The sequence below is a fragment of the Moellerella wisconsensis ATCC 35017 genome (assembly GCF_001294465.1).
In the GTDB taxonomy this organism is placed as follows: Bacteria; Pseudomonadota; Gammaproteobacteria; order Enterobacterales; family Enterobacteriaceae; genus Moellerella; species Moellerella wisconsensis.
Window position 1 is genome coordinate 64,164 of the sequence record NZ_LGAA01000011.1, and the last position, 22,128, is coordinate 86,291.

The 22,128-nt window shown below is 44.1% G+C and carries 19 protein-coding genes; 10 read left to right on the forward strand and 9 right to left on the reverse strand.

The features are described 5' to 3' along the window. Window positions 1-11 precede the first annotated feature (11 nt). Window positions 12-206, reverse strand: a complete 195-nt coding sequence (rsmS, locus tag M992_RS06050) for a pleiotropic regulatory protein RsmS (protein WP_053907763.1) — start codon at window positions 204-206, stop codon at window positions 12-14. 99 nt (window positions 207-305) lie between these two features. Beyond that, complete coding sequence (gene priC, locus M992_RS06055) at window positions 306-854, reverse strand: primosomal replication protein PriC (RefSeq protein ID WP_053907764.1); 549 nt, start codon at window positions 852-854, stop codon at window positions 306-308. Between the two features lie 132 nt (window positions 855-986). Here priC and apt point away from each other — a divergent pair, with 132 nt between their 5' ends. The 8 genes from apt to M992_RS06095 all read left to right on the forward strand — a co-directional run bounded on the left by apt (window position 987) and on the right by M992_RS06095 (window position 10,114). Then, complete coding sequence (gene apt / locus M992_RS06060; protein ID WP_047256914.1) at window positions 987-1,538, forward strand: adenine phosphoribosyltransferase; 552 nt, start codon at window positions 987-989, stop codon at window positions 1,536-1,538. 97 nt (window positions 1,539-1,635) lie between these two features. Further along, window positions 1,636-3,606, forward strand: coding sequence for a DNA polymerase III subunit gamma/tau (gene dnaX, locus M992_RS06065; protein WP_053907806.1), 1,971 nt, complete (start codon window positions 1,636-1,638; stop codon window positions 3,604-3,606). A gap of 40 nt (window positions 3,607-3,646) precedes the next feature. Further along, the gene (locus tag M992_RS06070; RefSeq protein ID WP_047256868.1) at window positions 3,647-3,976 is read left to right on the forward strand and encodes a YbaB/EbfC family nucleoid-associated protein; all 330 of its coding nucleotides are present in this window, start codon (window positions 3,647-3,649) and stop codon (window positions 3,974-3,976) included. Beyond that, window positions 3,976-4,581 carry a recombination mediator RecR gene (gene recR / locus M992_RS06075; protein WP_053907765.1) on the forward strand — a complete coding sequence of 202 codons (606 nt, stop codon included), beginning with the start codon at window positions 3,976-3,978 and terminating at the stop codon, window positions 4,579-4,581. Before M992_RS06070 ends, recR begins: the two co-directional genes overlap by 1 nt. Before the next feature lie 219 nt (window positions 4,582-4,800). Further along, window positions 4,801-6,675, forward strand: coding sequence for a molecular chaperone HtpG (htpG, locus tag M992_RS06080; RefSeq protein ID WP_053907766.1), 1,875 nt, complete (start codon window positions 4,801-4,803; stop codon window positions 6,673-6,675). A 191-nt stretch (window positions 6,676-6,866) separates the two neighbouring features. Then, complete coding sequence (gene adk, locus M992_RS06085; RefSeq protein ID WP_047256865.1) at window positions 6,867-7,511, forward strand: adenylate kinase; 645 nt, start codon at window positions 6,867-6,869, stop codon at window positions 7,509-7,511. A 145-nt stretch (window positions 7,512-7,656) separates the two neighbouring features. Next, window positions 7,657-8,658, forward strand: a complete 1,002-nt coding sequence (gene hemH / locus M992_RS06090) for a ferrochelatase (protein WP_053907767.1) — start codon at window positions 7,657-7,659, stop codon at window positions 8,656-8,658. Between the two features lie 145 nt (window positions 8,659-8,803). Further along, window positions 8,804-10,114: an inosine/guanosine kinase gene (locus tag M992_RS06095; protein ID WP_053907768.1), complete on the forward strand. Its 1,311-nt coding sequence runs from the start codon at window positions 8,804-8,806 to the stop codon at window positions 10,112-10,114. A gap of 118 nt (window positions 10,115-10,232) precedes the next feature. Here the strand turns inward: M992_RS06095 and ybaL are convergent, their stop codons facing one another. Then, entirely contained in the window at window positions 10,233-11,984 is a 1,752-nt protein-coding gene (gene ybaL, locus M992_RS06100; RefSeq protein ID WP_053907769.1) for a YbaL family putative K(+) efflux transporter, read from the reverse strand. A 242-nt stretch (window positions 11,985-12,226) separates the two neighbouring features. Next, window positions 12,227-13,453 (reverse strand): MFS transporter, encoded by a 1,227-nt coding sequence (locus M992_RS06105; RefSeq protein ID WP_053907770.1) that lies wholly within the window; start codon window positions 13,451-13,453, stop codon window positions 12,227-12,229. Between the two features lie 255 nt (window positions 13,454-13,708). Here M992_RS06105 and ushA point away from each other — a divergent pair, with 255 nt between their 5' ends. Continuing rightward, window positions 13,709-15,379 carry a bifunctional UDP-sugar hydrolase/5'-nucleotidase UshA gene (gene ushA, locus M992_RS06110; protein WP_053907771.1) on the forward strand — a complete coding sequence of 557 codons (1,671 nt, stop codon included), beginning with the start codon at window positions 13,709-13,711 and terminating at the stop codon, window positions 15,377-15,379. An 83-nt stretch (window positions 15,380-15,462) separates the two neighbouring features. Here the strand turns inward: ushA and ybaK are convergent, their stop codons facing one another. From ybaK to copA, 3 genes are all read right to left on the reverse strand, one after another. Continuing rightward, window positions 15,463-15,939: a Cys-tRNA(Pro)/Cys-tRNA(Cys) deacylase YbaK gene (gene ybaK / locus M992_RS06115; protein WP_047256859.1), complete on the reverse strand. Its 477-nt coding sequence runs from the start codon at window positions 15,937-15,939 to the stop codon at window positions 15,463-15,465. A 48-nt stretch (window positions 15,940-15,987) separates the two neighbouring features. Continuing rightward, complete coding sequence (locus M992_RS06120) at window positions 15,988-16,791, reverse strand: TraB/GumN family protein (RefSeq protein ID WP_053907772.1); 804 nt, start codon at window positions 16,789-16,791, stop codon at window positions 15,988-15,990. Window positions 16,792-17,028: 237 nt separating this feature from the next. Beyond that, window positions 17,029-20,028 carry a copper-exporting P-type ATPase CopA gene (gene copA, locus M992_RS06125; protein ID WP_053907773.1) on the reverse strand — a complete coding sequence of 1,000 codons (3,000 nt, stop codon included), beginning with the start codon at window positions 20,026-20,028 and terminating at the stop codon, window positions 17,029-17,031. A 276-nt stretch (window positions 20,029-20,304) separates the two neighbouring features. Here copA and cueR point away from each other — a divergent pair, with 276 nt between their 5' ends. Continuing rightward, window positions 20,305-20,715 (forward strand): Cu(I)-responsive transcriptional regulator, encoded by a 411-nt coding sequence (gene cueR, locus M992_RS06130; RefSeq protein WP_053907774.1) that lies wholly within the window; start codon window positions 20,305-20,307, stop codon window positions 20,713-20,715. Here cueR and M992_RS06135 read toward each other — a convergent pair. Together M992_RS06135 and M992_RS06140 are read right to left on the reverse strand one after the other, a co-directional pair. Continuing rightward, a complete protein-coding gene (locus M992_RS06135) occupies window positions 20,669-21,148 on the reverse strand; it encodes an NfeD family protein (RefSeq protein ID WP_053907775.1) in 480 nt (159 codons plus the stop codon). The genes cueR and M992_RS06135 overlap by 47 nt on opposite strands. Then, window positions 21,145-22,095, reverse strand: coding sequence for an SPFH domain-containing protein (locus M992_RS06140; RefSeq protein WP_047256370.1), 951 nt, complete (start codon window positions 22,093-22,095; stop codon window positions 21,145-21,147). The genes M992_RS06135 and M992_RS06140 overlap by 4 nt, the downstream gene beginning before the upstream one ends. Between the last annotated feature and the right edge of the window lie 33 nt (window positions 22,096-22,128).

The window sequence follows — 22,128 nt, forward strand, 5'->3', positions numbered from 1 at the left end:
ATTTTGATAGATTAGCCGATGGGGGAAGAGTCAATACTAGGCTTTCCCCCTGTTTGTTGTTGGCTTTTTTTGCGTTGATAATCCATTTTAACGATATCTAATGCCTTCAAAACAACATCATTATCAATATGATGGCTTTCTAATAAATAAATTAAATCTACTGCCAGTTTTATTTCGGCAGGGGCATTATCGATATTATGACTCATTTATACAGTCCATGTTTATTATTCACCAAAATAGAAAGTTATTCACCAAAATAGAAAGTATTTATCGAAAATAGAAAGTTACCCCTCGAAAATAGATAGCTATTCACGAAATAGATTTTCTTGCTGCTCGATAGATTTATCAATTCGTAATAATGCTTGCCGGCAGCGGTAAAGTCGGCCAGCTAAAGCGGCTAATTCTTGTTGTAACTTGTGACGTGCCGCGTGATTAGTTTGCTTATCTAACACCAATTCACGATCGTTTATCATGGCGACCAATCGGCGTTCAAAATCTTGATGTTGAGATAGCCGCGCATATAAATCTACCTGCGCTTTTTTCTGGCTATAATTATCTTCTTTTTTGCGCAATGATTGAGTCGACACCTCGCGTGCTAGTGCTTGGATTTGACACACAATTTTTTCGGTTAAAAAGCCCACTTGCTGCTCATGTCCGAGAGAAACCGAATGGCATAGCTGGGCATAATAGTGGTTGAGTTCGGCCAAACAGTCGCCTAATTTTTGGCTTTTCCGATTAAATAAATTTTTATCGAAGCGCGCTTGACTAAAAATGTGCTCTGACAGCGGCGCAACTTGAGTTTCAAGATTATCAATTTGCGCTTTTAGTGCGGCCAACAGTGTTGATATTTTCATTTTAAACCTGAGTTAACCGGTTAAATAGTGGATTATTGATAAAAATCATGCCAAAGATACGGCTTTATGTTGCATTTTTATGGGACTTTGCATAGATTCTATCGTTTAGTGTTTATTAAATTGGCACCGATTATGACTGCAAAAGAGCAAGAACTGCAATTAATTAAAGACAGTATCGCCACCATCGTTGATTATCCGAAGGAAGGCATTCTATTTAGAGATATTACCACGCTATTAGATAATCCGACGGCGTATCAGGCCACTATTCGCCTGTTAGCTGAACGCTACCGTGATAAAGGCGTCACTAAAATTGTCGGTACAGAAGCCCGTGGATTTTTATTTGGTGCGCCCGTGGCATTAACTTTAGGTGTAGGTTTTGTGCCTGTGCGTAAAAAAGGTAAATTGCCGCGCGAAGTATTGAGTATGACATACGATCTTGAATATGGTACCGATACGTTGGAAATTCATAAAGATAGCATTAAGCCAGGAGATAACGTACTGGTTATCGATGATCTGCTCGCAACCGGTGGTACTATCGAAGCGACAGTGAAAATGATCGAACAGCTCGGTGGTAACATTGTTGAGGCCGCATTTATTATTTCTCTGCCTGATTTAGGTGGACAGGAACGTTTAGAAAAAGAAGGTATTCATACCTTTAGCCTGATTGAGTTCCCTGGTCACTAATTAGCCTCTACCTGACATTTTTAATCATAGCCTCGCCGTAATGTGTGAGGCTGTGGTAGCATGGTCATTATTATCATGTTTAATCGCTGCGGAATTCATGAGCTATCAGGTACTTGCCCGTAAGTGGCGCCCCCAAAAATTTTCAGATGTCGTGGGTCAGCAACATGTGCTGACAGCATTAGCTAACGGTCTTGAACACCAGCGGCTGCATCACGCTTATTTGTTTTCTGGCACTCGTGGTGTCGGAAAAACTACTATCGCCCGTTTATTCGCTAAAGGCCTTAATTGCGAACAAGGAATAACGGCTACCCCGTGCGGAAAATGCGTAAATTGCCTTGAAATAGAACAGGGCAGATTTGTCGATCTGATTGAAATCGATGCAGCTTCACGTACAAAAGTTGAAGATACCCGCGAATTGCTAGATAACGTGCAATACGCCCCTGCGCGCGGTCGGTTTAAAGTTTATCTTATTGACGAAGTGCATATGCTTTCTCGTCACAGTTTTAACGCGTTGCTTAAAACCTTAGAAGAGCCGCCTGAACATGTGAAATTCTTGCTGGCAACGACTGATCCACAAAAATTACCGGTGACAATATTGTCCCGCTGTTTGCAGTTCCATCTTAAAGCCCTCGATATTGATCAAATTAGCCAGCAGCTCGCGCATGTGCTTAACGAAGAACATATCGAAAGCGACAATCGGGCAAGGCAACTCTTATCCCGTGCAGCCGATGGCAGTATGCGCGATGCGTTGAGTTTAGCGGACCAAGCTATCGCCATGGGCCAAGGTAAAGTGACTACTGACATCGTTAGCCAAATGCTCGGGACATTGGACGATGAACAGCCTTTAGCTATTATCGAAGCACTAAACCGAGCTGATGGTCCGGCCGTGATGTCATTAGTTGATAATGCAGCGACTCGCGGTGCGGATTGGGAAAATCTACTGGTTGAAATGCTGGCGTTATTGCACCGTATTGCGATGATCCAATTATTACCTGCCGCTCAAGGATCAGATCCCTCATCGATAGATGGGCGCTTACGTCTGTTGGCGCGCGCTATTTCTCCGGCAGATTTGCAGCTGTATTACCAGATTTTACTGGTGGGACGCAAAGAGTTAGCCTATGCGCCGGAATTGCGCATGGGGGTTGAAATGACTTTGTTGAGAGCACTGGCTTTTCATCCGAAAAGTATTATTGAACAGCCACCTGCGGCGCCGCTAATTGCGCCTCAAATGGCAGCAGCACCGTCGTCGGGCGGTTCACCAATGAATACTGTGGCGCGTCAGCATCCTGCGCAGTCAGCGATGCCAACAGGGCAGTTGTCACAAGAGAGTTCTCCGGCGCTAGAAAATAGCCCGACGTTGCAATTGTTGAAAGCTCGGCAATCCTTACAGATGCCTCCTGATGAGGGCTCTGCGTCAAAAAAGGATAAACCGGCTAAGCCACAGGCTAAGCCGGCAATGTCAGCGCTAGAGCGACTGGCAGCGGTGTCTACACAGCGTCAGCAGAATGCCCAGAAAAAAAATACTGAACAGCCACAAAATAAGCCAGAAAAACCTGTACCTTATCAGTGGCGTTCGCAAAATAAACAGATTGCTGAGCCACAAGTCACCACGACTGCAGAAATAAAACAAGCGCTGGAATATGAAAAAACCCCGGAGCTGGCAGCAAAAATCGCACAACAAGCTCGAGAGCGTGATCCGTGGTCAGCACAAATTTTTCAATTAAAAATTCCTAAGCTGGTTGAACAATTGGCTTTGAATTCATATATAGAACAGATAAGTGATACGCAAATTAATCTTCATTTGCGTTCGACTCAGCGTCATTTGAATCTTGCTTCTGCCCATAAAACATTACAAGATGCGTTGAGTGAACATTGTGGTCGGTTGATTGAACTGAATATTATTCAGGATGATAATCCCGCACAAAAAACGCCGTTGGAATGGCGACAAATCATTTATGAAGAAAAACTGGCACAAGCGCGCCAGTCAATTATTGCGGATAAAACTATTGTTAAGTTGCTTAGTTTGTTTGATGCGCAGCTTGACGAAGAAAGTATTCGTCCCGTTTAACCGCTACAGGGCGCTGTAGCCATTGCTATGAGAGATTAATATGTTTGGTAAAAGTGGTTTGGGTAATCTGATGAAGCAAGCCCAGCAAATGCAGGATAAAATGCAAAAGGTTCAGGAAGAAATTGCTAGCCTAGAAGCAACGGGTGAATCAGGCGCAGGTTTGGTTAAAGTGACTATCAACGGTTCACATAATTGCCGTCGTGTCGAAATCGACCCAAGCTTGATGGAAGACGATAAAGAAATGCTGGAAGATTTGATTGCGGCAGCATTTAATGACGCCGCTCGTCGTATCGATGAAACCCAAAAAGAAAAAATGGCCAGTGTTTCTAACGGAATGCAATTGCCTCCGGGCTTTAAGATGCCATTCTAATGCAGACCAGTCCACTTCTGGAGTCGCTGATGGAGGCACTGCGCTGTTTGCCGGGGGTCGGTCCTAAATCAGCTCAGCGTATGGCTTTTCAGTTACTACAGCGTGATCGCAGTGGCGGAATGCGCTTAGCTCAAGCACTGACGCGTGCAATGTCTGAAATTGGCCATTGTCAGGATTGCCGGACATTTACCGAGCAAACTGTGTGCAATATTTGTGCTAATCCTCGCCGTCAGCAGAATGGACAAATTTGCATTGTCGAAAGCCCTGCGGATATTCATGCTATTGAGCAGACAGGTCAATTTGCCGGTCGTTATTTTGTCTTAATGGGGCATCTATCGCCTCTAGACGGTATCGGTCCGATGGATATTGGTTTAGATAGACTGGAAGAACGTTTATCGAGTGAATCGATAACAGAAGTTATTCTCGCGACTAATCCAACCGTTGAAGGCGAAGCTACCGCCAACTATATCGCCGAAATGTGTGGCCAATATAATGTGATGGCCAGCCGTATTGCCCACGGTGTGCCAGTGGGTGGCGAGTTAGAAATGGTGGATGGCACTACCTTGTCTCATTCCTTGGCGGGGCGTCAGAGACTGCATTATTAATTAATCCGTTTACGTTCTATCGCCGATATTATTATCGGCGATAGTCTTTTCCTCTACAGATGCTGCCATTTTACTGCCAGTCTTCCCTTTTCAGTGTATTTATTTCCCTTTCTAGTTAGATTTATTTATTGATCGTCGCTTGAAATTTTGCTTTTAACCCCCAAATATTGTTCATCGAAACAAAAAATTTTCCTTATTGGATTTGAATAGAGGTCATTAATGAGTATGAAAGGACAGGAAACACGTGGATTCCAATCAGAAGTTAAACAACTGCTTCAGTTGATGATCCACTCACTTTACTCGAATAAAGAAATTTTCCTTCGCGAGCTTATTTCAAATGCGTCAGATGCTGCTGATAAACTGCGTTTTCGTGCACTTTCTAAGCCAGAGCTGTATGAGAATGATGGCGAGTTACGCGTACGTATTTCGACAGATAAAGATAATCGCACCCTGACCATTAGTGATAACGGTATTGGTATGAGCCGCGACGAAGTGATAGACAATTTAGGGACTATCGCAAAATCAGGCACCAAAGCTTTCTTAGAATCATTAGGTACCGATAACGCCAAAGACAGCCAATTAATTGGTCAGTTTGGTGTGGGTTTCTATTCTGCATTTATCGTGGCAGATAAAGTCACCGTACGTAGCCGCGCAGCAGGACAAGCCGCAGACCAAGGGGTATATTGGGAATCTGCCGGTGAAGGTGAATATACCATCGCGGATATTGAAAAAGCCGATCGCGGGACTGAAATTACTCTGCATTTACGCGAAGATGAAACCGAGTTTTTAGATGACTGGCGTTTACGTTCAATCATTAGTAAATATTCAGACCATATTGCTTTGCCCGTTGAAATTGAAACTAAAAATGAAGAAGACGGCACAGTAACATGGGAAAAAATCAATAAAGCCAAAGCGTTATGGACTCGCAGCAAATCAGACATTAGCGACGAAGAATATGTTGAATTTTATAAACACATTTCGCATGACTTTGCTGACCCATTAGCATGGAGCCATAACCGCGTTGAAGGTAAACAAGAATATACTAGCTTGTTGTATATTCCGTCGAAAGCTCCATTTGATTTATGGAATCGTGACCAAAGCCACGGGTTAAAATTATATGTTCAGCGTGTATTTATTATGGATGACGCTGAACAATTTATGCCGAATTATCTGCGTTTCGTGCGCGGTTTGTTGGATTCCAACGATCTGCCATTAAACGTGTCGCGTGAAATTTTGCAAGACAGTTCATTGACCCGTAATCTGCGCAGCGCACTGACCAAACGTGTTCTGCAAATGCTGGAAAAAATGGCTAAAAATGAGCCTGAAAAATACCAAACTTTCTGGCAGCAATTTGGCTTGGTGATGAAAGAAGGCCCAGCCGAAGATATGGGCAACAGCGAAACCATTGCTAAGTTACTGCGTTTTGCTAGCACGCATAATGACAGCGATTTACAGAATGTCTCGCTGGAAGACTATGTTAGCCGCATGATTGAAGGTCAGGATAAAATCTATTACATCACCGCAGATAGCTACGCAGCGGCTAAAAATAGCCCACATTTAGAGCTGTTCCGTAAAAAAGGCATAGAAGTGCTGTTGTTATCCGATCGCATTGATGAATGGATGATGAATTATCTTTCTGAGTTCGATGGTAAAGCTTTCCAATCGGTCAGCAAAGCCGACGAATCATTGGATAAACTGGCTGATGAAAATCAACCAGAGCAGCAAGAAGCCGAAAAACAGTTAGAACCCTTTGTGGAACGGGTTAAAAAACTTTTAGGTGAACGCGTTAAAGAAGTGAAATTAACTCATCGTTTAACCGACACGCCAGCGATTGTGACCACAAGTGCAGATGAAATGAGCACCCAAATGGCCAAATTATTTGCGGCGGCAGGGCAACCGGTACCTGAAGTTAAATATAACTTTGAAATCAACCCAGCGCATCCATTAGTCAAATTGGCCTCTGAAGTTGAAGATGACGCTCAATTTGCGGATTGGATTGATGTTTTGTTTGATCAAGCCTTATTGGCTGAGCGCGGAACCTTAGAAGATCCGAACCAATTTATACGTAAAATGAATCAGTTATTAGTAAAATAATTAAACTAATGAATGTTCGTTTTTAAACAAAAACCACGCTTTAATGTATTTTTAAGCGTGGTTTTTTTCTTTTACGAAATAAGATAAATACTGAAACGGTTACCTACGTTCTTGAGTAATATGCTGGCATAATGGTAAGGTAGCGCGATTTCTTTCAAATTATAAAAAACAAATAGCAAGGGGTTTACGCAATGCGTATCATTCTTCTGGGCGCTCCGGGCGCTGGTAAGGGCACACAAGCTCAATTTATCATGGAGAAATTTGGGATCCCTCAGATTTCTACAGGTGACATGCTGCGTGCCGCAGTGAAATCCGGTTCAGAACTGGGATTAAAAGCTAAAGAATTGATGGATAACGGAAAACTGGTGACTGACGAATTAGTTATCGCACTGGTTAAAGAGCGCATCAAACAAGAGGATTGCCGCAATGGATTCTTGTTGGATGGGTTCCCGCGGACAATTCCACAAGCGGATGCAATGAAAGAAGCCGGCATTAACGTCGATTTCGTTCTTGAGTTTGATGTACCAGACGATATTATCGTTGATCGTATCGTTGGTCGTCGCGTGCATGCGCCATCAGGCCGCGTTTATCATATCAGCTATAATCCACCTAAAGTTGAGAATAAAGATGACGTTACCGGTGAAGAACTGACTATTCGTAAAGATGATCAGGAAGAAACTGTCCGTAAACGTTTAGTCGAATATCATGCATTAACAGCGCCTTTGGTGGCTTATTATGAGCAAGATGCCGCAGCAGGAAATACTAAATATTTCAAACTGGATGGCACACGCAAAGTGACTGAAGTGAGTGCTGAATTAGCTAAAATCTTAGGCTAACATATTAAGTATTCTATGATTAAGGCAGCTTATTTAGCTGCCTTATTTTTAGGGTAGTCATCAGTTAAGTTATTACAGGAACAGGTAGAGCTGTTATTGATTTATGTTATAGTTGGGAATAATTATCAATAAGGAGTAATCAACCATGGCGCTCAACACCTCGGTGAAGAAATACGGTATTTTATTAGTCAATTTAGGTACGCCTGATGCGCCTACTACGGCAGCCGTAAAACGCTATCTGGCCGAGTTTTTAACCGATCCACGAGTGATTGATGTCTCGCCGTTGATTTGGAAACCGATACTGTATGGCGCGATTTTGCCTTTTCGTTCGCCAAAAGTGGCTAAATTATACCAATCCGTCTGGATGGAAGGCGGCTCTCCTTTATTGGTGTATAGCCAAAGACAGCAACAGAAATTAGCCGCATTGTTGCCAGAGACGCCGGTTGAATTGGGAATGAGTTATGGTTCTCCTTCGATAGCCAGCGCAGTTAATAATTTATTAGCTAAGCAAGTGACTGATTTTATTATCTTGCCGTTGTATCCTCAATATTCATGCTCAACCACTGCTGCGGTCTATGAGGGGATTAGCCACGCATTTTCAACCCATCGCACTATTCCTAGCGTGAATTTTATTCGCAGCTATGCCGAGCATCCCGATTATATTCAAAGCTTGGTCAATTCCATTGAAGCCAGTTTTGCTAAATATGGTGAACCGGACCGATTATTGCTGTCGTTTCATGGTATCCCTCAGCGTTATGCTGATACTGGGGATATTTATCCGCAACAGTGCGAAGCAACTACTCAGCGGTTAAAAGAGGCGTTAAATTTCCCGACAGAAAAAATTATCATGACTTATCAGTCACGTTTTGGACGTGAGCCTTGGTTGATGCCGTATACTGATAAAACGATGGAAAAATTACCTGCTGAAGGGGTAAAACATGTGCAAGTTATTTGCCCCGGTTTTGCGGCTGATTGCTTAGAAACTTTAGAAGAAATTAGTGAACAGAATAAAGAATTCTTTCTGGAAAATGGGGGAGAGCAATTCCACTATATTCCAGCGTTAAATGATAATGACGATCATATAAAACTTTTTGCGGCTTTAGCGGCACCCTTTATAAACAATCATCATTCCGCCAACGGTGATTGATAAAATCGATATACGTAGACGGATATATTTTAGACGAAAATGATTGATATTCCTCATTGGAATGGCCAATATCCGACAGCTAAGCTGTCGGTTTTTTTTTATCATGCTAAAATGAACAATTGAACCACACATCAGTCAATTAATTATGAAATTCCCCGGTCAACGAAAATCAAAACATTATTTTCCTGTCAGTCATAGAGATCCATTATTACAGCCCATCAAAGAAATGATGGATTCTGAAAATAATAAAGCTTATATCGTCGGTATTGATCAAACGCTGGTTGATATTGAAGCTAAAGTAGATGACGAATTTATTGAACGTTATCAACTAAGTAAAGGGCATTCTTTAGTTATTGAAGATGAAGCCGCTGAAGCGCTATACCGTGAACTGACTGAAAAAAACTTAATCAGCCATGAATTTGCAGGGGGAACCATCGGCAATACACTGCATAATTACTCGGTATTGGCTGATGACCGCTCGGTACTGTTAGGCGCAATGTGTAACAATATTCAAATTGGTAGCTACGCTTACCGCTATCTTTGCCATACCTCGAGCCGTATGGATCTCAATTATTTACAGAGCGTCGATGGCCCTATAGGGCGCTGTTTTACCTTGATTACTGAAAACGGTGAACGTACATTCGCTATCAGCCCCGGTCATATGAACCAATTGCGCCCTGAGAGCATCCCTGAACAGATTATTGCTGAAGCTTCAGCCTTAGTCTTAACGGCATATTTGGTGCGCTGTAAGCCCGGTGAACCGATGCCTGAAGCGACGATGCAAGCGATCCACTATGCGAAAAAACACAATGTGCCGGTGGTACTGACACTAGGTACCAAATATGTTATCGCACAGGATCCTCAATTTTGGCGTGAATTTTTGGCCAATTATGTCTCCGTCGTCGCAATGAATGAAGATGAAGCCTTTGAACTTACTGGGTTTAATGATCCCCTCTTAGCGGCAGATATGGCGTTAAATTGGGTGGATTTAGTACTGTGTACCGCAGGACCGGCAGGGCTTTATATGGCGGCGTATACCGAGGAAGACGGTAAACGTAAAACTCAGCACCCCTTATTACCGGGGGCGATTGCCGAATTTAATCTGTATGAATTTAGCCGCGCCATGCGTAAACAGGATTGTGAGCATCCACTGCGTATTTATTCGCATATCGAGCCTTATATGGGTGGGCCAGAAAAGATCATGAACACCAATGGTGCGGGCGATGGTGCATTATCTGCTTTGCTGCATGATATTACTGCCAATAGCTATCACCGTATGAATGTGCCTAATTCCAGTAAACACGGGCGCTCGTATTTGTGTTATTCATCGTTGGCTCAAGTCTGTAAATATGCTAACCGCGTGAGTTATCAGGTATTAACCCAACATTCGCCACGTTTAACCCGAGGTCTACCCGAGAAAGAAGACAGTTTAGAAGAGTCTTATTGGGAACGCTAAACCTCGGCTGATTGCCGCTTTAGGGTCTATTTAAACAAATAGCAGTCAAATAAAAGGGAAGCCTTAGCTTCCCTTTTTTAAGGCCACTAATGTGGCATTATATCGGGTATATTAATGTTTAATTTGAAGGTTTTAGATATTCATCTAAATTGATGCCGTTATCTTTATGATGTACAGCGGCAGTATTTTCATTTTCAATACTACAGCCAAACTCATCGACTTCATCGTTCATGATAGCGGCCATGGCTTTAGCGATTTCATGCTCGCCAATAATGATATGATCTGCGCCACGCTCTTTGATATAGCTAACTTCATCATCATAATGCGCTCGGACAATCACTGACAGCCCCGGATTTAGCTCTTTGGCGTTTGCCACGATTTCCCCGGCTTCATAGCCATTAGGAATAGTCAGTAACAGTGTTTTAGCACATTCAACTCTGGCTAATGCAATGATATCTTTATTTGCCCCATTACCAAGGATGGCACTAAAACCGTTCTCTGCCAGCTCTTCAAATTTTGCGCGAGTATCTTCAACTACCACTAGCGGAATATTTTTGCGGCGCAGTTTATCCGCTAACATGGCGCCCACACGACCGTAACCGACAATCACTGCATGACCACAGATATCGACCGGGATTTGGGTTTCCTCTTCTAGCGTCTCTTCAAGCAGCTGTTCTTCGATAGTTTCGGTTCTTTCCAGATATTTATCCAACAAGCTGAATAAGAGTGGATTAAGCATAATCGAAGCGATAGCTCCTGCGAGTACCAGATTTTGTGCTTCTTTATCCAGAACCCCGAGAGTAAGGCCCATGCCGGCAAGAATAAAGGCAAATTCACCGATTTGCGCCAAGCTAACAGAAATTGTTAACGCGGTACGTCGAGAATGCCCAAATAACTTCACTATTCCTAGCGCGGCTAAAGATTTACCAACAATGATAATCGCTAAAACGGCAAGAACAGCAAGTGGCTGTTGTATCAGAATAATAGGATCAAACAACATACCTACAGAGACAAAGAACAGCACGGCAAACGCATCGCGCAGCGGTAAGGTATCCTGAGCGGCACGGTGGCTTAGTTCGGATTCATTTAATACCATTCCGGCGAAGAAGGCACCTAATGCAAATGAAGCATCAAAAATAGTCACTGCGGCGTAAGCGATACCAAGAGCCAAAACTAGCACACATAGGGTAAACAGTTCGCGTGAACCGGTAGACGCGGTACGCGATAAGATCCAAGGGATCACACGGCGACCGATAATAATCATGATTAGAATGAAAGCAATAACTTTACCGATAGTTAAGCCCAGTTCTAACAGTAATTGGCTGATACTGGCGTCATTATTTCCCATAATACCAGCGGCGGCAGGTAATAGAACCAGCGCTAATACCATCGCCAAATCTTCAACAATCAGCCAGCCGATAGCAATTTGCCCGCGCTGACTATCAATTAATTGCCGTTCTTCCATCGCCCTGAGTAGCACGACGGTACTGGCCGTCGATAAACACAGACCAAAAACGATGCCGGAGAAAATGCTCCAGCCAAAGATCATCGAAAGACCTAATCCGAGTAAGGTGGCGGCTGCAATTTGTACGATAGCACCGGGAATAGCAATGGCTTTAACTGCCAATAAATCTTTCAGTGAGAAATGTAAACCTACACCGAACATCAGTAAGATGACGCCAATCTCAGCTAATTCAGGGGCGAGGTTAGTATCTGCTACAAAGCCGGGAGTAAATGGACCAGCAAGTACGCCAGCGGCCAAATAACCGACTAAAGGGGAAATTTTTAATCGTTGAGCGATCATGCCTAGCAGATACGCTAGGACAAGACCGCCAACAATTGTAGTAATTAAGGGTGTCGAATGCTCCATTTAATCTCCTCTCGGTTATTGGGATAGTGAATGGTAAGAAGTGCGGGATAAATATATTTTATCTTTTTTATATAAAAATTGCGCGAAAAAATAACCAAAATAGCAAAAAAAAATGGATTTAAGCCTAGCTCTAGCTAAATTCAGGCTATTTATATGAATTATAGAACAGAAATTTACGTTAAAATATGAAGAATCCCCATACTTACATAATGGTAAGTATGGGTAAAATAAGGTTTTTAATGTTATTTTCTTTCAATATTGGGCAAAAGAATAGTAAATATTCCGAGTAATGGTAAAAATGCACAAAGTTGATAAACCAACTCAATACTGGTTTGATCAGCAATATAGCCTAATACCGCAGCACCCACCCCGCCCATACCAAAAGCTAAACCAAAGAATAACCCTGAAACCATTCCTGTTTTTCCCGGGATCAGCTCTTGGGCATACACCAATATCGCCGAGAATGCCGACGCTAAAATTAAGCCAATAATTACGGTTAGTACACTGGTCCAATATAATGAAACGTAGGGTAGCGCTAGCGTAAAGGGGGCAACGCCCAAAATCGAGAACCAAATAACGTATTTACGGCCAATTTTATCGCCGATAGGCCCGCCAATCATGGTGCCTGCAGCGACGGCAAATAAGAAGATAAACAAATGAATTTGTGCGTTTTGTATTGAGACGCCAAATTTGTCGATCAGATAGAAGGTATAGTAGCTGCTGATGCTAGCCAGATAAAAATATTTAGAGAAAATTAAAATCAGCAATACCGATAGAGAGCCGATGACCGTTTTTCGTGGCAAGCGTTTTACCACTGCCTCGGCTTGTGCGCTTTTTTTAAAGTTGATATGTTGCTGTTTATACCAGCGGCTGACTTGCAGCAAGACGATAATGGCAAGCAGTGCCGCGAAAGAGAACCAACCAACGTTACCTTTGCCGTAAGGCTCGATAATCAAGGCGGCTAATAGTGGGCCCAAAGATGAACCGAGGTTTCCGCCAACTTGGAAAAAGGATTGCGCTAAGCCATGACGTCCTCCGGAGGCCATACGTGCGACGCGCGATGATTCCGGATGAAATACTGATGATCCTGTACCGACTAAAGCGGCGGCTACTAATATCATTGGGAAGCTTTCAGCCATCGCTAACAGCAACAAGCCAGTTAACGTAAAGCCCATACCGATAGGCAGTGAGTAAGGTTGGGGATATTTATCGGTATAGTAACCAATAATCGGTTGCAGTATTGACGCTGCCATTTGATAAGTGAGTGTGATCATCCCTATTTGTACGAAGCTCAGCGAAAAATCAGCTTGTAACAAGGGATAAATGGCTAATATCAATGATTGGATCATATCATTGAGCAAATGTGAAAAACTGATCGCGGTCAGAATACTGAACACGGTTTTTCCGGTTTTAACGTTAGCAGGCGGCGGTGAACCCGCTTTATCTGTGGGCGTTGTTTGTTCAATCATAGTGAATAACCGTGCATATTGAATAAAATTAGTAAGTTGTCATTCAATATATATGATTTAGATTAGATTTAAATGAATAAATTCTATACGTGATAATTACTCAGGTTAAAATATCAAAATAGGACACTTTACCTGATAGGTATCTCAATTTAATGAAACAAAACATGATTTAATACAAAAAAATACGACAACGCAGTAATATTCCAGTCTCTGGTAAAAAACTTTTATATACATAATCCCCGATGGAGAAAAACCATGAAGTTTACATTTAAGGCATCGGTTTGTGCATTAACCGTCTCTTTGGCATTGATCCCCGCTAGCATGGCGAATGCATGGCAAAAAGATCAAACTTATAATATTACTATCCTGCACACCAATGACCACCATGGACGCTTTTGGCATAATAATCAGGGGGAGTATGGATTAGCGGCACAAAAAACCGTAGTAGATCAAATTCGCAATGAAGTCGAAAAACAAGGTGGCAGTGTATTATTACTCTCGGGGGGCGATATAAACACTGGCGTGCCTGAATCTGATTTACAAGATGCCGAACCCGATTTCAAAGGGATGAATTTGGTCGGCTATGATGCCATGGCGCTGGGTAATCATGAATTTGATAATCCGCTAGAGGTGCTGCGTATGCAGGAAAAATGGGCTAAATTCCCGTTCTTGTCAGCTAATATCTATGATACTCAAAGTGGCAAACGTCTGTTTAAACCCTATCAAATCTTTGATAAACAAGGGGTTAAAATTGCAGTGATGGGATTGACCACCGACGATACTGTGCGTATTGGTAATCCGGCTAATTTTCCGGGCGTAGAGTTCCGTATTCCGGCACAGGAAGCTAAAAAAGTGGTTGAAGAACTGCGTGCTAACGAGCAACCGGATATTGTTATTGCTGCTACTCATATGGGACATTATGACAATGGAGAGCACGGCTCCAATGCCTCAGGTGATGTTGAAATGGCTCGTAGCTTGCCCGCAGGTTATTTGGATATGATTGTTGGTGGCCATTCACAAGACCCAGTATGTATGTCGGCAGAGAATAAAAATTATAAGCAGGCAGATTATATCCCTGGGACACCGTGTGCGCCCGATCAGCAAAATGGTACTTGGATTGTACAGGCACATGAATGGGGTAAATATGTTGGGCGTGCTGATTTTGAATTTAAAAATGGCAAATTTACCTTGAAACACTATCAGCTTATTCCGGTTAATTTAAATAAACAAGTCACCAAAGAAGATGGCTCTTCTGAGCGGGTTTATTATACCCAGCAGATTGAGCAGGATCCTATCATGATGAAATTACTGACGCCTTATCAAGAGAAAGGCAATCAGCAATTAAATATTAACGTCGGATCTGTCGATGGTAAGTTGGTTGGCGATCGTAATAAAGTACGCTTTGAGCAAACCAATATGGCGCATTTACTATTGGCAGCCCAGAAAGAACGAGCGAATGCGGATTTTGCTATCATGAGTGGCGGTGGGGTACGTGATTCTATCGAACCGGGGGATATCACGTACAAAGATGTATTAAAAGTTCAGCCATTTGGTAATGAATTAGTCTATATCGATTTTAAAGGCCAAGAAGTGGCTGAATATTTAACGGCAGTTGCCAATATGAAGCCAGATTCTGGAGCTTATGCACAATTTTATAATGTTAGCTTAACGGTTAATCCTGACGGCAGCATTAGCCAAGTTAAAATTGAGGGTAAACCACTAGAGGCTGATAAAACCTACCGTATGGCAACACTGAATTTTAATGCCATTGGTGGCGACGGTTATCCAAAAATTGATAGCCATCCGGGATATGTGAATACTGGATTTGTCGATGCCGAGGTCTTGAAAGGCTATATTGAAGCTCATTCGCCATTAAAAGTGGCAGATTATCAGCCTAAAGGCGAAATTATTTATAATAATCAATAACCGCCAGATATCGCCATAGCTCATATCACGGATATAACGTGTCTATCCGTGATATGAGTCTTTGCTGAGGCAGGCATGGGTGACTACGCTTTTTTGATCTCGGCAAATGTCGCTTGTAACACGCGGGCTAAATCTTCAGGCGCGAGTTCAATATCTAATCCGCGCTTACCGCCCGAAATAAACATTGAGCTAAATTCCTGAGCTTGGCTATCAATGACGGTTGGCAGGCGTTTTTTTTGCCCCAGTGGACTGATGCCACCGACTAAATACCCGGTCACTTTTTGCGCTATTTGCGGATCAGCCATTTCGACTTTTTTCACTTTAAACACTTTAGCTACATGTTTTAAATCCAATTGACCAGAGACGGGCGTGACGGCAACCGCTAAGGTTTTTTGGTCGCCATTCAGCGCAACCAAGAGCGTTTTAAATACTTGGCGTGCATCCAGCCCCAGTTTGGTCACCGCCTCATCACCGAAATTACTGACGCTCGGATCATGTGAATACGGATGCAATGTGAAATTAATTTTTTGTTTTTCGAGTAACTTAATTGCGGGAGTCATTCTGATTACCTAGTAAATTTTAATCGGCTAAAACCGATCGTTATTATTTCAGTGCCGTAGCAATTCGACAAGGTTTCCTTCACCATAAAGATGCAGCGCGCCAACCGCGACGACATATTTACCCGCCGGCAGCGCCATGAGTTTTTTCTGCCACAGCAGATTACGTTGGCGCATTAGGATATCGTACATATCTTGGCTGAATGTCATCGGTAATTTATCTTCTTGCCGAGGTCGAAAATTGAGCCACCAGCTGAGCATTAATTGCAGCGAACGTGCATTAGTTCGCCAGTGCAGTAAGGTGTCTCGCAATAAATCTATACCATGCTCAGGCATTTGTAATAATAATTCTACTTGTGAATCAATCCCTTCCAGTTCAATGACGGGTTTTGCATGCCCATGTGCGACGCGTAACAATTGATAATCAATGCCATATTCGGGGAGTAAACCGAGTCGTTGGGCTTGGGTTGCTTGCAATATTAAGGCAATTTGCCACGCCGGCAGCAGATCAAAGGAGTCGCTAGGCTGTTGCAGTTCTTTACAGCAGGCCATAAAGCGTGCGTAGTCATCCGCGCTTAGACGTTGTTGCATGGGCGGAAACTGTATATCGCTATTAGGACGAAAAGGTGAGCGATTGTCGGTGACATCGGCTTCAACAATCAGCGCGTCAGCGGCGGCGAGTTTGTCCAACAACGGTTGTGGCAGTGGTGCCATATTTTCACTGCCCATATGAATACTGCCGACTAAATGTAGACTTAAATCAGTCGAGATATCGATATCCATCGCAGGATAGGGGTAATGGGGAGTTGCTTGTTGTCGAAACCAACGTTTAACCCCATCGAGCAGTTTTGCCATCATAAATATCCTATCGTTGCACGCTTATGTCTGGTTACAGTAAACAATTTAGGCCAAAGATTCGAGCTATCCTAACAATAAAATAGCCAAGCTCGCCGAATAAACGGCGATAACTTGGCAGTAAGCTACTATTATTTTATTTTTATGACGGATTATTCTTATGGCAGATTATTAGCGCTGATTTTATCCCTCAATTTTAATGACTTCTGTTTATCGTTGGTCTTGATGAACGATAATTTATGGCTTAGGTTTAAAGCGCAATAAACGATTAGCATTGCTAACCACAGTAATCGACGACAACGCCATAGCTGCACCCGCGACAACCGGATTTAGTAAAGTACCCGTGAACGGATATAAAATACCTGCCGCAATCGGAATGCCCAGAGCATTATAAACAAAGGCGCCAAACAGATTCTGTTTCATATTGCGCAGCGTGCCTTTGGCGATGGACAATCCATCCGCCACCCCATGTAAGCTAGAGCGCATCAACGTTATTGAAGCCGTTTCAATGGCGATATCACTGCCGCCACCCATGGCGATACCAACATCAGCGCGTGCTAATGCGGGCGCATCATTAATACCATCACCGACCATCGCCACTTTGTGCCCCGCAGCTTGCAGTTGTTCAATCGCGGCAGATTTGCCTTCGGGCATGACACCGGCAATCACTTGGTCGATTCCCGCTTCTTTGGCAATTGCATTTGCCGTGATGGGATTATCTCCAGTCAGCATAATCAAACGATAGCCTTGGTTATGTAAACGTGTTAATGCATTAACGGTATCGGTTCTCAAGGGGTCGCGAATCGATAATAAACCGGCAACCTGTCCATCAATAGCCAATAGCACCGGGGTGATCCCTTTGGCAGCTTGTTGTACCACGGTATCGGAAACCGCCTGAATATCGATTTTATGCTGTTCGAGCAGTTTTTGATTACCCAGCAACACCGTTTTGCCTTCGACTATGGCACTGACGCCTAATCCGGCTAAGGTACGAAATTGTTGCGGTGCCGGCAGGGTTAGATGCTCGGCTTTACTGACGATAGCGCGAGCCAGGGGATGATTAGAACCCATTTCTAATGCAGCGGCATAACGCAAGATATCGTGATGGCTATTCTGATCAGCATAGCTATTAAAACCATGGATTTCAGTCACCTGAGGCATGCCTTCGGTCAATGTTCCGGTTTTATCGAACACGACGGTATCAAGTTGGCTCGCTTGCTGTAGTGCATCAGCGTCACGCACCAATACCCCGTATTCGGCGGCACGCCCAACGCCAGAAATAATCGACATCGGGGTGGCTAAACCTAGGGCACAAGGGCAGGCGATAATCAGCACCGTGGTGGTGATCACCAGTGCGTACATAATTTGTGGTGCAGGGCCGACAAAATACCAAATAGCCCCAGAAATTAAAGCAATAGCCACGACGACCGGTACGAATATTGCTGAGATCCGGTCGGCTAATTGCCCTATCTGCGGCTTACTGCTTTGTGCTTGACGCACTAAGCGAATAATCCGAGCCAATGTGGTTTGGCTGCCGACAGCAGCTGCGCGGAATAACACGCTGCCATCTTGAACCACCGTGCCTGCATGAACTTGAGCGCCCACGGTTTTTTGTTGCGGGATAGGTTCTCCCGTGAGCATGGCTTCATCAAGCCAGACTTCGCCTTCAATAATTTCACCATCCACCGGTACACGATCGCCCGTTGCTAAGCGTAAAATCATACCTTGGGTCACTTGAGATAACGGAATATCGTGTTCGCCTTGCTCATCGACGACTCTGGCAGTCGGCGGGGTTAAATCTAACAAACGCTCTAACGCTTTGGATGAGCGCTGACGTGCCCGTTGTTCCAAGGCATGCCCCAGATTGATTAAACCGATAATCATCGCACTGGCTTCATAATACAGATGCCGTGCTTGTGGCGGAAACATATCAGGCCAAAGATTGACAGTTATTGAATATAGCCATGCTGCGCCTGTTCCTACCGCGACCAATGTATCCATAGTGGCACTGCCATTTTTCAAGCTCTGCCATGCATTGCGATAAAAATGTCCGCCGGCGAAGACCATAACCGCCAAGGTCACCAGTCCAATAGTCAGCCAAATATTGTGATTCGCCGAGGTTAAGTGCATATTGTCGCCGATCATTCCCCAAACCATGACCGGAATACCCACGGCTAAGGCGACGGCAGACTGCCAGCGAAAACGACGCATATTGTGATCAGCAACTTGCTGCTGACGTTCACGGCGTTTAGTTTCATCTTGGATAATTTCAGCCCCATAACCGGCATTTTGTACCGCGCTGATTAAGGCTTCTGGCTGCATAGTGCCCGTAACTAACGCGCTACGTTCAGCCAGATTAACGCGTGCATTTTCAACGCCATCGACGCTCATCAGGGCTTTTTGTACTCGGTTAACACAGCTGGCGCAGGTCATGCCATCGAGCAGCAATTGCAGGCTGCCGTCATCGTCGATAACCGGGGCTTGCGTCGTTATATTGCGAGTTTCAGCGCGATCAGCTACAGCTGCTGGTGGCTCAATGACTGTATTGGATTGGCGATTATCCTGATGTTGTAAAGTCATCGCCTCTGCTATCGGTGCAGCGCTTGCCGCCGGCGTGGTTTCGCTATCCACAACCTGAGCCTGATAACCAAGCTGTTCAACGGCAGCTATCAGAGTCTCGGCGGTGGCTGAACCATAAACTTTGGCGCTGTGGGTATCGACGTCGGCAGAAATCACTCCCTCAACAGCTAACAGAGCTGTTTGGGTTTTTGCCGCACATTTCATGCAATGTAAACCAGAGAGCGCTAAGTCTATTGTTTTAGCGCATATTGCTTTAGCGCCCGGTAATTCAGCCTGATAACCAAGCTGTTCAACGGCAGCTATCAGAGTCTCAGCGGTGGCTGAACCATAAACTTTGGCGCTGTGAGTATCGACGTCGGCAGAAATTACCCCCTCAACAGCTAACAGAGCTGTTTGGGTTTTTGCCGCACATTTCATGCAATGTAAGCCAGATAAAACTAAAACAAGATCGGGTTGGGTGGCGAGTTGAGCATGATATCCGGCATCTTCGATGGTCTTAATCAGTGCCTCTGCCTCGGCATCCCCGTCAATCACCGCATAATTAAGGGTGACATTAACCTGGGAAATATCGGGACGCGCTTTTAGCGCGTCTGTCACTGTATTGACACAATGCATGCAACTTAGCCCGTGCAGTGAGAGTATTATTTTATTAGCCATCAGGTTTCCTTAGTATTTATTACTGTGTGTCACCGTTATTATTAGTATGAATGCTCGCGGTTTATGTTCTCTTTTTATTTATGCTGACTTATCGTCAGCAGTACGCTAGGAGCTATTGCTGACCGAGGGCGCTAATTTTATCTTACCAGTGAAATTGCTAACGCGTTATTGTGTTGCAGAGCGCTATATGTATTAATAATAATCTAACGCATTATATTATTGTTTGAGGTTAAACCCTCCCACAAGGGGAAGGTCAAGGGGGAGAAAGTCAGATTGATGAATATTAGTCAAATAGGCGCTAAAATCGGTTTAACACCAAAAGCGATTCGATTTTATGAAGATAAAGGATTAATTACTCCGCCATTACGTGGAGATAATGGCTATCGCTATTATCAGGATAAACATATCGATGAGCTAACGTTATTGCGTCAAGCCCGAGAGGTAGGTTTTACGGTCGAAGAGTGTCGTGAGCTAATGTCGTTATTTCATAATCCATTACGCCACAGTGCCGATGTAAAATCAGCGACCTTAAATAAGATCGCTGAGATTGAACAAACCATGCAAAAATTGGCACAAATACGCGATAAATTAACTCAATTGGCTGAATCATGCCCGGGCGATGATAGTGCAGATTGTCCGATTATAGATCATTTAACCGGGGGATGTTGTCATCAGACACGGCGCTAACTTTGAGAGTAATACCATCAACGCTGATCACCACTACTTCGGTGCCGGCAGGTAAAGCCTGCTGTGCATAGACACGCCAACTGCCATCCGCGAGACGAATACGGCTATAGCCTTCATCGGTATCGGTTAGTAGCCGAGCTTTAATGCCTATCAGCTGGTGGCTTTTCTGATTTACGTTATCCAACCGCTCTGCACTGCGTTGACTGAGCCATTTGCGCCATATAACCACTGATGCCAGAGAAAATACCGCGAACAAAATTCCCTGCCATTGCCAATTTACTCCCGGGAAAAGCCAGGCTATCAGAGCCACGGCAATACCGGCAATCCCTGACCATAACAAATAACCGCCGGTACCTAATAATTCTGCGATAAGTAATAGCCCGCCAACACACAGCCAAAACCAGGCGGGCTGTGTGCTGATCAGTTCTATCATGATGACTGGCCTTTATCCACGGGAGCGGGATGATGTTGCTTACTGCTTTGAATCAGCTCGCTAATACCGCCGATTGCCCCCATTAAATTACTCGCTTCCAGCGGCATCATAATCACCTTGCTATTATTGGCGCTGCCGATACTGATCAGTGCGTCGGTATATTTTTGCGCCACAAAGTAGTTAATTGCCTGCATATCACCTTTAGCTATCGCTTCAGATACCATTTGGGTTGCTCGGGCTTCCGCTTCTGCTTCACGTTCACGGGCTTCAGCTTGTAAAAAAGCTGATTGTCGTTGCCCTTCGGCTTTGAGGATCTGCGATTGTTTTTCACCTTCGGCAGTTAAAATGGCCGCTTGGCGGATCCCTTCGGCTTCCAGAATATCAGCACGTTTTGTACGCTCAGCCTTCATTTGCGCGTTCATCGCATTGATCAGCTCTTTCGGTGGTCGCACATCACGAATTTCGATACGGGTGATTTTCACGCCCCATGGGTTGGTGGCTTCATCTACGATATGCAGCAGACGGGTATTAATCGAATCCCGTTGCGATAACATTTCGTCTAGCTCCATCGAGCCTAAAACGGTACGAATATTGGTCATCGTCAAGTTGAGAACTGAAAGCTCAAGATTACTGACCTCATACGCGGCACGTACCGGGTCGACTACCTGAATAAAACACACCGCATCGATAGTCACATTGGCGTTATCGCGCGAAATAATTTCTTGCGAAGGAATATCGAGAACCTGCTCCATCATATTGATGCGTCGCCCAATCCTATCCATAAATGGCACCAGAATATGTAATCCAGGCTGCAAAGTACGGGTATATCGACCAAAACGCTCTACCGTCCACTGGAAACCTTGTGGCACGGTTTTGACGCAGGTAAAAATAATCACCAAGGCGATAAAAATAATAATTGGGATGGCGCTTAGTGCGAACAGATCCATAACAATATTCCTTGTAAGTACCGCTGCGAATAA

Excerpts from the sequence above, each read along its gene's own strand:
- rsmS (WP_053907763.1), bottom strand. The coding sequence starts at position 206 with ATGAGTCATAATATCGATAATGCCCCTGCCGAAATAAAACTGGCAGTA.
- priC (WP_053907764.1), bottom strand. The coding sequence starts at position 854 with ATGAAAATATCAACACTGTTGGCCGCACTAAAAGCGCAAATTGATAAT.
- apt (WP_047256914.1), top strand. The coding sequence starts at position 987 with ATGACTGCAAAAGAGCAAGAACTGCAATTAATTAAAGACAGTATCGCC.
- dnaX (WP_053907806.1), top strand. The coding sequence starts at position 1,636 with ATGAGCTATCAGGTACTTGCCCGTAAGTGGCGCCCCCAAAAATTTTCA.
- M992_RS06070 (WP_047256868.1), top strand. The coding sequence starts at position 3,647 with ATGTTTGGTAAAAGTGGTTTGGGTAATCTGATGAAGCAAGCCCAGCAA.
- recR (WP_053907765.1), top strand. The coding sequence starts at position 3,976 with ATGCAGACCAGTCCACTTCTGGAGTCGCTGATGGAGGCACTGCGCTGT.
- htpG (WP_053907766.1), top strand. The coding sequence starts at position 4,801 with ATGAGTATGAAAGGACAGGAAACACGTGGATTCCAATCAGAAGTTAAA.
- adk (WP_047256865.1), top strand. The coding sequence starts at position 6,867 with ATGCGTATCATTCTTCTGGGCGCTCCGGGCGCTGGTAAGGGCACACAA.
- hemH (WP_053907767.1), top strand. The coding sequence starts at position 7,657 with ATGGCGCTCAACACCTCGGTGAAGAAATACGGTATTTTATTAGTCAAT.
- M992_RS06095 (WP_053907768.1), top strand. The coding sequence starts at position 8,804 with ATGAAATTCCCCGGTCAACGAAAATCAAAACATTATTTTCCTGTCAGT.
- ybaL (WP_053907769.1), bottom strand. The coding sequence starts at position 11,984 with ATGGAGCATTCGACACCCTTAATTACTACAATTGTTGGCGGTCTTGTC.
- M992_RS06105 (WP_053907770.1), bottom strand. The coding sequence starts at position 13,453 with ATGATTGAACAAACAACGCCCACAGATAAAGCGGGTTCACCGCCGCCT.
- ushA (WP_053907771.1), top strand. The coding sequence starts at position 13,709 with ATGAAGTTTACATTTAAGGCATCGGTTTGTGCATTAACCGTCTCTTTG.
- ybaK (WP_047256859.1), bottom strand. The coding sequence starts at position 15,939 with ATGACTCCCGCAATTAAGTTACTCGAAAAACAAAAAATTAATTTCACA.
- M992_RS06120 (WP_053907772.1), bottom strand. The coding sequence starts at position 16,791 with ATGGCAAAACTGCTCGATGGGGTTAAACGTTGGTTTCGACAACAAGCA.
- copA (WP_053907773.1), bottom strand. The coding sequence starts at position 20,028 with ATGGCTAATAAAATAATACTCTCACTGCACGGGCTAAGTTGCATGCAT.
- cueR (WP_053907774.1), top strand. The coding sequence starts at position 20,305 with ATGAATATTAGTCAAATAGGCGCTAAAATCGGTTTAACACCAAAAGCG.
- M992_RS06135 (WP_053907775.1), bottom strand. The coding sequence starts at position 21,148 with ATGATAGAACTGATCAGCACACAGCCCGCCTGGTTTTGGCTGTGTGTT.
- M992_RS06140 (WP_047256370.1), bottom strand. The coding sequence starts at position 22,095 with ATGGATCTGTTCGCACTAAGCGCCATCCCAATTATTATTTTTATCGCC.